At 62.7% G+C, this 14,327-nt stretch carries 11 protein-coding genes and 3 tRNA genes; 6 read left to right on the plus strand and 8 right to left on the minus strand.

Translation table 11 applies throughout. The annotated features are described in order from the left end of the window. Positions 1 to 195: 195 nt before the first annotated feature. Positions 196 to 783: a TIGR00730 family Rossman fold protein gene (locus tag LU671_RS19870; protein ID WP_232856633.1), complete on the plus strand. Its 588-nt coding sequence runs from the start codon at positions 196 to 198 to the stop codon at positions 781 to 783. A gap of 129 nt (positions 784 to 912) precedes the next feature. Here the strand turns inward: LU671_RS19870 and LU671_RS19875 are convergent, their stop codons facing one another. From LU671_RS19875 to rnr, 8 genes are all read right to left on the minus strand, one after another. After that, positions 913 to 3,210, minus strand: a complete 2,298-nt coding sequence (locus LU671_RS19875) for a YgiQ family radical SAM protein (protein ID WP_203650185.1) — start codon at positions 3,208 to 3,210, stop codon at positions 913 to 915. Positions 3,211 to 3,462: 252 nt separating this feature from the next. After that, positions 3,463 to 4,860 carry a replicative DNA helicase gene (gene dnaB, locus LU671_RS19880; protein ID WP_110735182.1) on the minus strand — a complete coding sequence of 466 codons (1,398 nt, stop codon included), beginning with the start codon at positions 4,858 to 4,860 and terminating at the stop codon, positions 3,463 to 3,465. A 113-nt stretch (positions 4,861 to 4,973) separates the two neighbouring features. Next, on the minus strand, positions 4,974 to 5,420 hold the full coding sequence (gene rplI, locus LU671_RS19885) for a 50S ribosomal protein L9 (RefSeq protein WP_011535934.1): 447 nt from the start codon (positions 5,418 to 5,420) through the stop codon (positions 4,974 to 4,976). Positions 5,421 to 5,440: 20 nt separating this feature from the next. Further along, complete coding sequence (locus LU671_RS19890) at positions 5,441 to 6,307, minus strand: hypothetical protein (RefSeq protein WP_203650179.1); 867 nt, start codon at positions 6,305 to 6,307, stop codon at positions 5,441 to 5,443. A 35-nt stretch (positions 6,308 to 6,342) separates the two neighbouring features. Continuing rightward, positions 6,343 to 6,573 carry a 30S ribosomal protein S18 gene (rpsR, locus tag LU671_RS19895; RefSeq protein ID WP_003249563.1) on the minus strand — a complete coding sequence of 77 codons (231 nt, stop codon included), beginning with the start codon at positions 6,571 to 6,573 and terminating at the stop codon, positions 6,343 to 6,345. A gap of 28 nt (positions 6,574 to 6,601) precedes the next feature. Further along, positions 6,602 to 7,027 carry a 30S ribosomal protein S6 gene (rpsF, locus tag LU671_RS19900; protein ID WP_011535936.1) on the minus strand — a complete coding sequence of 142 codons (426 nt, stop codon included), beginning with the start codon at positions 7,025 to 7,027 and terminating at the stop codon, positions 6,602 to 6,604. 292 nt (positions 7,028 to 7,319) lie between these two features. After that, positions 7,320 to 8,066: a 23S rRNA (guanosine(2251)-2'-O)-methyltransferase RlmB gene (rlmB, locus tag LU671_RS19905; RefSeq protein WP_203650176.1), complete on the minus strand. Its 747-nt coding sequence runs from the start codon at positions 8,064 to 8,066 to the stop codon at positions 7,320 to 7,322. After that, on the minus strand, positions 8,063 to 10,639 hold the full coding sequence (rnr, locus tag LU671_RS19910) for a ribonuclease R (RefSeq protein ID WP_203650175.1): 2,577 nt from the start codon (positions 10,637 to 10,639) through the stop codon (positions 8,063 to 8,065). Before rnr ends, rlmB begins: the two co-directional genes overlap by 4 nt. A gap of 271 nt (positions 10,640 to 10,910) precedes the next feature. Between rnr and LU671_RS19915 the strand changes: the two genes are divergently transcribed. The 5 genes from LU671_RS19915 (at position 10,911) to LU671_RS19935 (ending at position 14,208) form a co-directional block, all read left to right on the plus strand. Continuing rightward, a tRNA-Leu gene (locus tag LU671_RS19915) sits at positions 10,911 to 10,997 on the plus strand. A gap of 88 nt (positions 10,998 to 11,085) precedes the next feature. Next, positions 11,086 to 11,172, plus strand: a tRNA-Leu gene (locus LU671_RS19920). Positions 11,173 to 11,260: 88 nt separating this feature from the next. Further along, positions 11,261 to 11,347, plus strand: a tRNA-Leu gene (locus LU671_RS19925). Between the two features lie 282 nt (positions 11,348 to 11,629). Beyond that, positions 11,630 to 12,643 carry an extracellular solute-binding protein gene (locus LU671_RS19930; RefSeq protein WP_203650167.1) on the plus strand — a complete coding sequence of 338 codons (1,014 nt, stop codon included), beginning with the start codon at positions 11,630 to 11,632 and terminating at the stop codon, positions 12,641 to 12,643. Next, the gene (locus tag LU671_RS19935) at positions 12,643 to 14,208 is read left to right on the plus strand and encodes an ABC transporter permease (RefSeq protein ID WP_203650158.1); all 1,566 of its coding nucleotides are present in this window, start codon (positions 12,643 to 12,645) and stop codon (positions 14,206 to 14,208) included. The genes LU671_RS19930 and LU671_RS19935 overlap by 1 nt, the downstream gene beginning before the upstream one ends. The last annotated feature ends 119 nt before the right edge of the window (positions 14,209 to 14,327 follow it).

Genomic DNA, 14,327 nt, shown 5'->3' on the forward strand with positions numbered 1-14,327 from the left:
ATAGACGATGGGACAACCTCTCATTTAGGAGTTGAATGAAATGTCCCTTTCCAGCTTCATGAACAGCCTGCTCGCCGCCTACGCCCACGGAGCCAGTGGCGCCATCTGCGAATTCGCCCGCCCCGAGTGATCTCCCCCCTTGGAAGCGACAGGCATGCGCCTTACCCTGTGCGCGCATGTAAAGGGAGATAAGCAATGCCTGTACGTTCCGTTTGTGTCTTCTGTGGCGCCAGCATCGGTGCCAACCCCGCCTATCGCGAAGCTGCCATCGCCCTTGGCCAGGCCATCGCCCGCCGAGGCCTGACCCTGGTCTACGGCGGTGGCGCGGTCGGCCTGATGGGCACCGTCGCCGATGCCGCCCTGGCCGCCGGTGGCGAAGTCATCGGCATCATTCCCCAGAGCCTGATGAACGCCGAGATCGGCCACAAGGGCCTGACTCGCCTGGAAGTGGTGGATGGCATGCATGCGCGCAAGGCGCGCATGGCCGAGCTCAGCGATGCCTTCATCGCCCTGCCGGGTGGTCTGGGGACGCTGGAGGAGCTGTTCGAGGTGTGGACCTGGGGGCAGTTGGGCTATCACGCCAAGCCGTTGGGGCTGCTGGATGTGAACGGGTTCTATGAAAAGCTGGGCGGGTTCCTCGACCAAATCGTCGAAGAGGGCTTCGTGCGGCCGCAGCATCGGGCGATGCTGTTGCTTGGGCAGCAGCCGGAGGCGCTGCTGGAGGGGATGGATCGATTCGAATCGCCGGTGCTGCCGAAGTGGGTCGACAAGCAGCCGGATTGAAGACTGAGAGCCTGGGACCGCGTTGCGGTCCTTTCGCGGCACAAGGCCGCTCCTACAGGTGATCGCATTCGCCTGTAGGAGCGGCCTTGTGCCGCGAAAGGGCTGCAAAGCAGCCCCATGAAAGATCAATCAGCGCGGAATGACCGGCTGGCGCGGCTTCTTGCCCTTGCCGCCCTTGGCTGCCTCTTTACGCTCCTTGGCCGCCTGCTGGTTGCGGGCGAACGCCTCGGCCTTGGCCTTCTCGCGCTTGTCCCACGGCTTGCTGCCGTCACTGGCGCGCGGTGGCAGGCCGGTGTGCTGGGTGAGGATCTTCTGGTCCTTGCCCACCTTGTGGCTGCCGGCCGGCGTCGAGTTCTTGCGCCGGGCGCTCTGGTAGGTATCAGTGGCTGGCTGGTGCAGCGGGATCAGCTGGTGCTTGCCCGGCCCGATCAGGTCGGCGCGGCCCATGCGCTGCAGCGCTTCACGCAGCATCGGCCAGCCCTTCGGGTCGTGGTAGCGCAGGAACGCCTTGTGCAACCGGCGCTGCTCCTCGCTCTTGACGATCTCCACCCCTTCGCTCTTGTAGGTGACCTTGCGCAGCGGGTTCTTGCCCGAGTGGTACATGGCCGTGGCCGAGGCCATCGGCGAGGGGTAGAACGCCTGCACCTGGTCGGCGCGGAAACCGTTGCCCTTGAGCCACAAGGCCAGGTTCATCATGTCTTCGTCGGTGGTGCCCGGGTGCGCGGCGATGAAGTACGGGATCAGGTACTGCTCCTTGCCCGCCTCTTTCGAGAACTTCTCGAACATGCGCTTGAAGCGGTCGTAGGTGCCGATGCCCGGCTTCATCATCTTGTCCAGCGGGCCACGCTCGGTGTGCTCCGGGGCAATCTTCAGGTAGCCGCCGACGTGGTGGGTGACCAGCTCGCGCACGTATTCCGGCGACTCGACCGCCAGGTCGTAGCGCAGGCCCGAGGCGATCAGGATCTTCTTCACCCCCGGCAAGGCACGGGCCTTGCGGTACAGCTCGATCAGCGAGCTGTGGTCGGTGTTGAGGTTCTCGCAGATGCCCGGGAACACGCACGACGGCTTGCGGCAATGCTTCTCGATGTCGTGGCTCTTGCAGGCGATGCGGTACATGTTGGCGGTCGGGCCGCCGAGGTCGGAGACCACGCCGGTGAAGCCCGGCACCTTGTCGCGCATCTCCTCGATCTCGTGCAGGATCGACTCGTGGGAGCGGTTCTGGATGATCCGGCCTTCGTGCTCGGTGATCGAGCAGAAGGTGCAGCCACCGAAGCAGCCACGCATGATGTTCACCGAGAAGCGGATCATCTCGTAGGCCGGGATGCGCTCCTTGCCATAGGCCGGGTGCGGGATACGCGCGTAGGGCATGCCGAACACGTAGTCCATTTCCTCGGTGGTCATGGGGATGGGTGGCGGGTTGAACCACACATCCACGTCGCCATGCTTCTGCACCAGGGCGCGGGCGTTGCCCGGGTTGGTCTCCAGGTGCAGCACGCGGTTGGCGTGGGCATAGAGCACCGGGTCGTTGCGTACCTTCTCGAACGACGGCAGGCGGATCACCGACTTCTCGCGGGTGACGCTCGGGCTGTCGAGGATCTGCACGACCTTGGCTTCGTTCGGGTCTTCCTGCTCGCCCTTGGCCTGCTCGATGGCGCAGGCCTGGGTGTCCTGGGTGTTCACGTACGGGTTGATGATCTTGTCGACCCGGCCCGGACGGTCGATGCGGGTGGAGTCGATCTCGAACCAGCCCTGCGGCGTGTCGCGGCGAATGAACGCGGTGCCGCGCACGTCGGTGATGTGCTCGATGCTTTCACCCTGGGACAGGCGCTGGGCGACCTCGACGATCGCCCGCTCGGCGTTGCCGTACAGCAGGATGTCGGCGCTGGCGTCGACCAGGATCGAGTGGCGGACCTTGTCCTGCCAGTAGTCGTAGTGGGCGATGCGGCGCAGCGAGGCCTCGATGCCGCCGAGCACGATCGGCACGTGCTTGTAGGCTTCCTTGCAGCGCTGGCTGTACACCAGGCTGGCGCGGTCCGGACGCTTGCCGGCCATGCCGCCGGGAGTGTAGGCGTCATCGGAACGGATCTTCTTGTCCGCGGTGTAGCGGTTGATCATCGAGTCCATGTTGCCCGCAGCCACACCGAAGAACAGGTTCGGCTCGCCGAGCTTCATGAAGTCGTCTTTCGACTGCCAGTTCGGCTGGGCGATGATGCCCACGCGGAAACCCTGGGCTTCCAACAGGCGGCCAATGATGGCCATGCCGAACGACGCATGGTCGACGTAGGCGTCACCGGTCACGATGATGATGTCGCAGGAATCCCAGCCGAGCTGATCCATCTCCTCCCTGCTCATCGGCAGGAAAGGCGCTGGCCCGAAGCATTCGGCCCAGTACTTGGGATAGTCGTAGAGTGGTTTGGCTGCTTGCATGTCAGTGACCGGTTCTAATGTGCAGGAAAATCGCGGGCGCGGAATATAGCACAAATTTTGACCAAATCCGACGGTAGTGGTCGGATTCATGGGGCAGACGAATAACGTGGTGGGCACGGTCTTTGTAGGAGCGGCCTTGCGCCGCGAAAGGGCCGCATGGCGGCCCCAGCAATTCAGCAGTAGTGCAAAATGCTGGGGCCTTGCGGCCCTTTCGCGGCACAAGGCCGCTCCTACAGGGTTCCTGGGCAGCCTTTATTCGTCGTCGTCGAAATTGTACATGCCCGGCGCGAGGTTCTCGAAGCGGGTGTACTTGCCGATGAACGCCAGGCGCACGAAGCCGATGGGGCCGTTACGCTGCTTGCCGATGATGATCTCGGCCACGCCCTTGTGCTCGGTCTCGGGGTGATACACCTCGTCGCGGTAGACGAACATGATCACGTCGGCGTCCTGCTCGATCGCACCCGATTCACGAAGGTCGGAGTTGACCGGGCGCTTGTTGGGGCGCTGCTCCAGGGAGCGGTTGAGCTGCGACAGGGCGATCACCGGGCAGTTGAATTCCTTGGCCAGCGCCTTGAGCGAGCGGGAGATCTCGGAAATCTCGTTGGTGCGGTTGTCGCCGGCCGAACCCGGGATCTGCATCAACTGCAGGTAGTCGACCATGATCATGCCGATCTCGCCATGCTCACGCGCCAGTCGGCGGGTCCGTGCGCGCATCTCCGAAGGGCTGATGCCGGCAGTGTCGTCGATGAACAGTTTGCGGTCGTTGAGCAGGTTGACCGCCGAAGTGAGCCGTGGCCAATCGTCGTCGTCCAGCTGACCGGAACGCACCTTGGTCTGGTCGATCCGGCCCAGGGACGAAAGCATACGCATGATCAGCGACTCACCGGGCATCTCGAGAGAGAACACCAGCACCACCTTCTCGCTGCGCAACACGGCGTTTTCCACCAGGTTCATGGCGAAGGTGGTCTTGCCCATCGAGGGGCGGCCGGCGACGATGATCAGGTCGGCGGCCTGCAGGCCACTGGTTTTCTCGTCCAGGTCGGTGTAACCGGTGGACACGCCAGTGATGTCGCTGTCGGAGTTGAACAGCGTGTCGATGCGGTCGATGGCCATGGTCAACAGCTCGTTGACCCCCACCGGGCCACCGGTCTTCGGCCGCGCCTCGGCGATCTGGAAGATCTGCCGCTCGGCGTCGTCGAGGATTTCTTCGGCGTTGCGCCCCTGGGGGTTGAAGGCGTTGTCGGCGATGTCGGTGCTGATGCTGATCAGCTGACGCAGCGTGGCCCGCTCGCGGATGATCGCGGCGTAGGCCTTGATGTTGGCCACCGACGGGGTGTTCTTGGCCAGCTCGGCCAGATAGGCCAGGCCGCCGACCTGGGTGGACACGCCTTCCTTGTCCAGCTGCTCGTGCAGGGTCACCACGTCGAACGGCTGGTTAGCATCCACCAGCTTGTGGATGGCACGGAAGATCAGGCGGTGGTCATGCCGGTAGAAATCGCCGTCCGAAACTTGGTCGAGCACCCGCTCCCAGGCGTTGTTGTCCAGCATCAGGCCACCGAGCACGGCCTGTTCGGCCTCGATGGAATGCGGCGGCACCTTCAGGGCAGCGGTTTGCAGGTCGAGTTGTTCGGGGGTGGTGATCTCGTTCATGGCCACGAAAGAATTCTGGAAGATGAAAAAGACAAAGGGCACGGCCTGCACAAAACAGGACCGTGCCCGATGTTAACCGCCTGACCCACGAGGAGCCAGTCGATTAAGGCAGCTTAGGCAGCTACGACAACCACGCGTACGGTGGCTTCAACGTCGCTGTGCAGGTGCACGGCTACGTCGTATTCGCCAACCTGACGGATGGTGCCGTTCGGCAGACGAACTTCAGCCTTGGCCACTTCAACGCCGGAGGCGGTCAGGGCGTCAGCGATGTCGTGGGTGCCGATCGAACCGAACAGCTTGCCTTCGTCGCCAGCGGTGGCAGTGATGGTCACTTCCAGCTCGGCCAGTTGGGCAGCGCGGCTTTCAGCCGAAGCTTTCTTGTCTGCTGCGGCTTTTTCCAGCTCGGCGCGGCGTTCTTCGAACGCGGCCAGGTTGGCGGCGTTGGCAACGGTGGCCTTGCCGAATGGCAGCAGGAAGTTACGGCCGTAACCAGCCTTAACGTTTACTTTGTCGCCCAGGTTGCCCAGGTTGGCGACTTTTTCCAGCAGGATCAGTTCCATTTGGTAAAACCTCTTAACTTTTAACCTTCACCGTTCGCGGAGTCGTCACCCTGTGAAGGGGACTTGCGACCGCGAAAATCAATCAGGCTGTCGACAATGGCCAAAACCACGAGCAACGGATACATCAGCTGCATGAGCAGCGGCAGCGTCACGTACATCCCCACCAGCCAGAAACCGGCCAGTCGCCGCTGTGCCACCAGCCCATGAACCAGGGCGATGCCAGCAAGCAGCAGCACCAGGCTGGAGGCGGAGGCCAGGACGATGAACGACGACCCGAGGAACGGGCCCAGCACCATCAATGACACCAGCACCAGCATTGGTACCAGCGGCAGCCTCAGCTCGCGAAACTCGCGGGCGAAACCACCAGGGTTGTACAACGCCGCCTGCCAATAGCGCGCCAGCATCAAAGCCAGCAGGCTGAACAGCTGCAGCATTACCGCACTGGAAGCGACCAGCAAAGGGCCGATCAGCTCACCAGGTAGTACCGGCTGGCCCTCGATCTGCGGCAGGGCTTTTTCAAGCGCCTTGGCCAGCACCTCGAAGGTCTCGCGCATCACCGCGTCCAGGATCAGGCTGTACAGCAAGCCTAATGCGACACTGGACAGCAGCACCCGGGTCCAGGAATGCCCGGCCCGCAACAAGGCGGCCAGACCCAGCGTTCCCAACAGCACCAGCAAGGTGCTTGGTTCGCCGAAGAACGCGATGATCAACGCTGGCAAAAGGCCCCAGGCGATGACCGATGACGCGTCCTTGAACCCGCGCCGCAGGAGCACCAGGCTCCCGGCGGCGGCACTCAACCAGAACAGCAGCGGCAGTACCGCGCTGATGACCACCACGAGGGTGGCCTGCACACGACCGCGCATGATGAAACCAGCTAACGCTCGCATGCTTATCCCTTGCTACTTAAGTCGACGACCCGGTCTCAGCGGCCGTGGCTGTCGGTGTAGGGCAGCAGGGCCAGGAAGCGGGCGCGCTTGATAGCGGTAGCCAGCTGACGCTGATAACGAGCTTTGGTACCGGTGATGCGGCTTGGAACGATCTTGCCGGTTTCGGATACGTAAGCTTTCAGGGTGTTGAGATCTTTGAAGTCGATCTCTTTCACGTCTTCAGCAGTGAAGCGGCAGAATTTACGACGACGGAAGAAACGTGCCATGTGATTGGCTCCTCAAAAGGTCCGTGGATTACTCGTCAGCGTTATCGCTGTTGTCGCTGTCATTGCTGTCGTCGCCTTCGGCGCCATCAGCATGCTCAGGACGTTCGCGACGCTCACGGCGCTCGCTGCGGTTCTCTTCTGCCTTGAGCATCTCGGACGGGCCGGTAACGGCTTCGTCACGACGGATGACCAGGTTACGGATCACGGCATCGTTGTAGCGGAAGTTGTCTTCCAGCTCGGCCAGGGCCTTGCCGGTGCACTCAACGTTCAGCATCACGTAGTGAGCCTTGTGAACATTGTTGATTGCGTAGGCCAGTTGACGACGGCCCCAGTCTTCCAGACGGTGGATCTTGCCGCCGTCTTCTTCGATCAGCTTGGTGTAACGCTCAACCATGCCGCCGACTTGCTCGCTCTGGTCCGGGTGAACCAGGAAGATGATTTCGTAATGACGCATGAATGCTCCTTACGGGTTAGTAGTCTGCCAGCGAATCTGGTCAGACAAGGAGTGAATGACACTGTAAGTCTTGCCCCGGCGTGTAGGCGCATGCGCACCGGCCAGCTGGCAAGGGGCGCAATTGTAGAGAAGGCCGGGGGCACAAGCAAGGTGATTGGCGAATATTTGAACAGCCGGCAACATATTTCGCGGGCAATCATGGAGCGTGGGAGCGGGCTTGCCCCGCGATGCGATGTCGAGTCCACCACCATCGCGGGGCAAGCCCGCTCCCACGCCGCCCGATATCAAGCCATCAGCGTTTGATCTGGCGCTGACGCACGGCCTCGAACAGGCACACCCCGGTCGCCACCGAGACGTTGAGGCTGCTGACGCTGCCCGCCATCGGCAGCTTGACCAGGAAATCGCAGTGCTCGCGGGTCAGGCGGCGCATACCCTTGCCTTCGGCGCCCATGATCATCACCAGCGGACCGGTCAGGTCCTGCTGGTAGATCTCCTGCTCGGCCTCGCCGGCAGTGCCGACCACCCACAGGCCACGCTGCTGGAGTTTTTCCAGGGTGCGGGACAGGTTGGTCACGGCCACCAGCGGAATCACTTCCGCGGCGCCGCAGGCCACCTTGCGCACCACGGCGGTCAGGCTCGCGGACTTGTCCTTGGGGATCACCACGGCGGTGGCGCCGGCAGCATCGGCGGTGCGCAGGCAGGCACCGAGATTGTGCGGATCGGTGACACCGTCGAGCACCAGGATCAGCGGCGGCGTTTCGGTGCGCTCGAGCAACTCCTCGAGCATCAACTCGCCCCACACCTGGCTCGGACTCACCTCGGCGACCACGCCCTGGTGCACGCCCTCGACCCAGGTGTCGAGCTCACGGCGCTCGGCCTGGCCGACCTGGACGCGGTTTTCCGCGGCCAGGGCCAGCAAGGCCTGGATGCGCGGTTCGCTGCGCCCTTCGGACAGCCAGATCTGCTTGACGCGCTTGGGGTGGTGCTGCAGCAGTGCCTGCACCGCATGTACACCGTAGATCTTTTCCAGCTGACTCATGACTTGTTCTTGCCTTTACGTGGCGCGCCGGACTTGGGCGGCCCCTTGCGATGCTTGGTCGGCTTGCCGGAAGACTTGCCACCCTTCTCCGACTTGCTGCCGGCATGGCCGCTGGCGCGCGCCTCGCCCATCAGCGCCTTCTTCATCTCGCGACTCTTGCGCACCTCGGCGTTGCGCTGCACGGCGTCCTTCGGGAAGTAGGCGTCGGCGCTTTCGCTCTTGCGGCTACGCGGCTTGGGCGAAATCTTCGCTTCGGCGGCGGGAGCCTTTTCGGTTTCAGGCTGCGCTGCGGCACTGCGCGGCTTGCGGCCAACCGGTGCGGTAACGGTCTTCTCGGACATCTCGAAGTCGATCTTGCGCTGTTCGAGGTCGACGCGCATGACCTTGACTTCCACCGTATCGCCCAGGCGGAAGCTGCGACCGCTGCGCTCGCCCGACAGGCGGTGGTGCACCGGGTCGAAGTGGTAGTAGTCGCCCGGCAGGGCGCTGACATGCACCAGGCCTTCGACATAGATGTCGGTCAACTCGATGAACAGGCCGAAACCGGTCACCGCGGTGATCACGCCCGGGAAGGTCTCGCCCACGCGATCACGCATGTACTCGCACTTGAGCCAGTTGACCACATCGCGTGTGGCCTCGTCGGCGCGGCGCTCGGTCATCGAGCACTGCTCGCCCATCTGCTCGAGGCTGTTCTCGTCGTACGGATAGATGCGCGCCTTGGGGATGCTCATGGCGCCGGCCCGCTTGACGTGCGGGGTATCGACCTTGGAGCGGATCACGCTGCGGATGGCACGGTGCACCAGCAGGTCCGGGTAGCGGCGGATCGGCGAGGTGAAGTGGGTGTAGGCCTCGTAGTTCAGGCCGAAGTGGCCGTTGTTCTCGACGCTGTACACCGCCTGGCTCAGCGAGCGCAGCATGACGGTCTGGATCAGGTGGAAGTCCGGGCGCCCAGCGATGCTCGCCAATAGTGCCTGGTAGTCCTTCGGCGACGGGTCCTTGCCCTTGTGCAGGCTCAGGCCCAGTTCACCGAGGAAGGCGCGCAGTTTTTCCAGGCGCTCTGGTGGCGGACCGTCGTGCACGCGGTACAGCGAAGGCACGTTGTGCTTCTGCAGGAATTCGGCGGTGGCGACGTTGGCCGCCAGCATGCACTCCTCGATCAGCTTGTGGGCGTCATTGCGCACGGTCGGACGAATTTCGTCGATCTTGCGGTCTTCGCCGAAGATGATGCGGGTTTCCTGGGTTTCGAAATCGATCGCGCCACGGGTGTGACGGGCGTCGACCAGCACCTTGTACAGGTTGTACAGGTTCTTCAGGTCCGGCAGGACTTCCTTGTATTCCTCACGCAGCGCCTTGCCTTCACGGGTACGGGCATGCTCGAGCATGCTGCTGACCTTGTTGTAGGTCAGGCGGGCGTGGGAGTGGATCACCCCTTCGTAGAACTGGTAGTCGACCATCTGGCCGGCCTTGTTCATGGTCATTTCGCAGACCATGGCCAGGCGATCGACGTGCGGGTTCAGCGAGCACAGGCCGTTGGACAGTTCCTCGGGCAGCATGGGGATCACGCGCTCGGGGAAGTACACCGAGTTGCCACGCTGCTGGGCTTCGACGTCCAGGGCCGAGCCCAGGCGCACGTAGCTGGACACGTCGGCGATCGCCACATACAGGCGCCAGCCGCCGGAGAACAGGCGCAGCTTGCCCAGGGGTTCGCAATAGACGGCGTCGTCGAAGTCGCGGGCATCCTCGCCGTCGATGGTGACGAACGGCAGATGGCGCAGGTCGATGCGCTTCTCCTTGTCCTTCTCCTCGACTTCGGAGCGGAACTTGCGCGCTTCCTTGATCACGTCCTGCGGCCAGACATGCGGGATGTCATAGCTGCGCAGAGCGATGTCGATCTCCATGCCCGGCGCCATGTAGTTGCCGATCACTTCGATCACGTCGCCCTGGGGCTGGAAGCGCGGGGTTGGCCAGTGGGTGATCTTGATCGACACGAACTGGCCGATCTTGGCGCCGCCGTTACGCCCGGCGGTGACCAGCACTTCCTGCTGGATCTTCGGGTTGTCCGGGGTCACGTAGCCGATGCCGCCCTCTTCGAAGTAGCGGCCGACCACGCTTTCATGGGCGCGGGAGATGACTTCGACCAGCACGCCTTCGCGGCGGCCACGGCGGTCGACACCGGACACCCGGGCCAGGCCGCGGTCGCCGTCGAACACCAGGCGCATCTGTGCCGGGCTGAGGAACAGGTCCTCGCTGCCGTCGTCGGGGATCAGGAAACCGAAGCCGTCACGGTGGCCGGAAACACGGCCGCAGATCAGGTCGAGCTTGTCTACCGGGGCATAAGTGCCGCGCCGGGTATAGATAAGCTGGCCATCGCGTTCCATGGCACGCAAGCGGCGACGCAGGGCTTCGATCTGGTCTTCTTCGTAAAGACCGAACTCTTCAGCCAGCTGTTCACGGGCAGCCGGTTCGCCACGGTCGGCCAGGCGCTGCAGGATCAGCTCACGGCTGGGGATGGGGTTGTCGTATTTTTCCGCTTCGCGAGCGGCCTCGGGATCGAGGGATTGCCAATCGGCCATCAGAAGGGGTTCACCTTGGGGTATATAGATATGAATTCTGGCATAGGCGTATTGAAACCGGAAATGTCAGCCTTGGACAGCCCCGGCAGTGCGTCCGTCGTGCAGCAATAGGCCTGCGGAATCAACAAGTTGAATTTTTTGAATTTTTTTTCGTTCGAGGGGTTTACAGGCATCAGGAGCGTCCGTATAGTGCGCACCACAACGACGGACAACCCCGAAGTTGTAGTAGAGATGAACGACGCTGTAAAGCATCTTGTAATCTCGAATGTGTGCCCAGGTGGCGGAATTGGTAGACGCGCTGGTTTCAGGTATCAGTGACTTAACGGTCGTGGAAGTTCGAGTCTTCTCCTGGGCACCAAAATTTTTCAAGTAACAGATGACCAAGGATCTGTTACTACTGTGTGAAAGCGAACGATAGTCGCCTTCATCAGATGATGCAAAGCTTTGCCCAGGTGGCGGAATTGGTAGACGCGCTGGTTTCAGGTATCAGTGACTTAACGGTCGTGGAAGTTCGAGTCTTCTCCTGGGCACCAAAATTTTTCAAGTAACAGATGACCAAGGATCTGTTACTACTGTGTGAAAGCGAACGATAGTCGCCTTCATCAGATGATGCAAAGCTTTGCCCAGGTGGCGGAATTGGTAGACGCGCTGGTTTCAGGTATCAGTGACTTAACGGTCGTGGAAGTTCGAGTCTTCTCCTGGGCACCATACAAAAACCCACTAGCTTGCTAGTGGGTTTTTTCTTGCCTGCGATTTTTGCAGCCACCCGACGCGCCCCCTGTAGGAGCGGCCTTGTGCCGCGAAAGGGTCGCACAGCGACCCCGGCGATCTTGACGTGAACGCTGAAACCTAGGGCCGCTGCGCGACCCTTTCGCGGCACAAGGCCGCTCCTACACAGATCCCATGAATTTCCCGTCATGCGCCCATTTGAGAAACAATTTCGTTTACCATTGTTTCCAAATATGTAGCCGTAAGCGAGGAAATACCCGCATGACGATCCGCCCGCAACCGCTGATGCGCACCCTGGCCGCCGCAGTTCTGAGCCTGGTGATCGGCGCTCCGGCCGCCCTGGCAGACGAACCGGTCACGCTGACGATGTACAACGGCCAGCACAAGGAAATCGGTGACGCCATCGCCAAGGCCTACGAGGCCAAGACCGGCATCCACATCAATATCCGCAAGGGCAGCAGCAACCAGCTGGCCAGCCAGATCATCGAGGAAGGCGCACGCTCGCCGGCCGACATCATCTACACCGAGGAATCCCCGCCCCTGAACAACCTGGGCGAACTGGGCCTGCTGGCGAAGATCGACGACGTCACCGCGAACATGATGCCCAAGGAATATGTGGGCGCCAACGGCACCTGGATGGGCATCACCGCGCGCACCCGTATCGTGGTGTTCAACCCGAAGAAGATCGACGAGAAAGACCTGCCGACCACGGTCATGGACTTCGCCAATCCCGAATGGGAAGGGCGTGTCGGCTACGTCCCCACCAGCGGCGCCTTCCAGGAACAGGCCGTGGCCATCCTGAAGATGCATGGCCGCGAAGCCACCGAAGAATGGCTGACCGGCCTGAAAGCCTTCGGCAAGACCTACACCAACAACATGGTGGCCCTCAAGGCCGTGGAAAAAGGCGAAGTGGCCGCGGTACTGGTGAACAACTACTACTGGTATGCCCTCGAGCGCGAGCGCGGCAAGCTGGACTCCAAGCTTTACTACCTGGCCGATGGCGATGCTGGCAACCTGGTGACCATTTCCGGCGCCGCGGTGGTCAAGGCCAGCAAGCACCCCAAGGAAGCCCAGGCCCTGCTCAACTGGATGGCCAGTGAAGAAGGCCAGCGGGTGATCACCCAGACCACCGCCGAATACCCACTGCACAAAGGCATGGTCTCGGACCGTGGCCTGAAGCCGTTCGATGAGCTGCGCCCGCCGAAGATCTCGCCGGCCGACCTTGGCAATGCCGAGGAAGCGATCGAGCTTGAACGTGAGGTTGGCCTGCTCTGATGACCGCCGCCCTGCCCTCGCCCGCCTTGTCGCGCTTCGTACCGAAGCGCAAGCGACCCTCCGTCTGGGTGGTGTTGCCCGTGTTGTTCCTGGTGACGATGAGCCTGTTGCCATTGCTTTATGTCGGGCTCAAGGCCTGGGAAGCCGGCTGGCACGAAGCCCTGCGCCTGCTCTGGCGCCCGTTTGTCTGGGGTCTGCTGCGCAACACCCTGATGCTGATGGTCGGCGTCACCGTGCTGTGTCTGCTGGTTGGCGTGGCCCTGGCCTGGCTGCTGGAGCGCAGCGACCTGCCGGGGCGGCGCCTGTGGGGCGTGGTGCTGTGCCTGCCGTTCGCCGTGCCGTCGTTTGTCAGCAGCTTCACCTGGGTGTCGCTGAGTTCGGACTTCGAGGGCTTGGGTGGGGCCATTCTGGTGATGGCGCTGTCGAAATACCCGTTGGTGTTCCTGCCGGTGGCCGCCACCCTGCGCAACCTCGACACCTCGCTGGAGGAATCGGCGCGCACGCTGGGCTGCGGCCGCTGGGGCGTTTTCCACAAGATCACCCTGCCGCTGCTGTGGCCATCGATGCTGGGCGGCGCGCTGCTGATCGCCCTGCACATGCTGGTGGAGTTCGGCGCCCTGTCGATCCTCGGCCTGCAGACCTTCACCACGGCGATCTACCAGCAGTTCGAGCTGGAATTCAGCAACGCCAACGCGGCCATGCTCTCGGCGGTGCTGTTGGTGCTGTGCCTGGCGATGCTGTGGCTGGAACTGCGGGTACGCGGCAAGGCCCGCCATGTGCGCATTGGCCAGGGTGTCGCTCGTCGCGCGCAACCGCTGCGCCTGCGCGGCTGGATGCCACTGGGGCAATTGTTCTGCCTGGCCCTGGCAGTGTTGGGCAGCGGCATTCCGCTGGCGATGCTCGGCTACTGGCTCAGCGTCGGTTCGTCGGCGGCCTTCCCGGTCGCGGCCATCGGCAAGGCCCTGGCCACCTCGCTGTCGGTATCCTTGGGCGGCGCCGGTTTCTGCGTGCTGCTGGCGCTGCCGATCAGCTTCCTGGTGGTGCGCTACAAGGGGCGCCTGGCGATCTGGGCCGAGCGTCTGCCGTACCTGCTGCACGCCCTGCCCGGGCTGGTGATCGCCCTGACCCTGGTGTTCTTCGCCCTGCACTATGTGCCGGCGCTGTACCAGACCACCGCGCTGCTGATCCTGGCCTATGCCTTGCTGTTCCTGCCCTTGGCGCAGTCGCCGGTGCGCACCGCGCTGAACAAGGCCTCGCCGACGCTGGAAGAAGCCGCGCGCACCCTGGGTGCTAGCAGTTTCGCGGCGTTCTGCCGGGTCACCCTGCCGATCATCTTCCCGGCGATGGCGGCGGCGTTCGCCCTGGTATTCCTGGATGCGATGAAGGAGTTGACCGCGACCCTACTGCTCAGCCCGACCGGCATGACCACACTGGCCACCGAGGTATGGGCGCACACCGCCAACGTCGAGTTTGCGGCGGCGGCACCTTATGCGGCATTGCTGATCGTCGTGTCGGGATTGCCGGTGTATCTGCTGACCACGCGGATGTATCTGAACAAAGCCTGAGACGTCATCGCGAGACAGGCCCGCACGAATTCGTGTACCGGACACGTGGCGGGCTTGCCCTGCGATAACGCGCAAAACGAAACTTCCTACCCGCTCCTACGCGCATACCTACAAACCAG

It is taken from the genome of Pseudomonas sp. NMI760_13 (assembly GCF_021283245.1).
Lineage (GTDB): Bacteria > Pseudomonadota > Gammaproteobacteria > Pseudomonadales > Pseudomonadaceae > Aquipseudomonas > Aquipseudomonas peradeniyensis.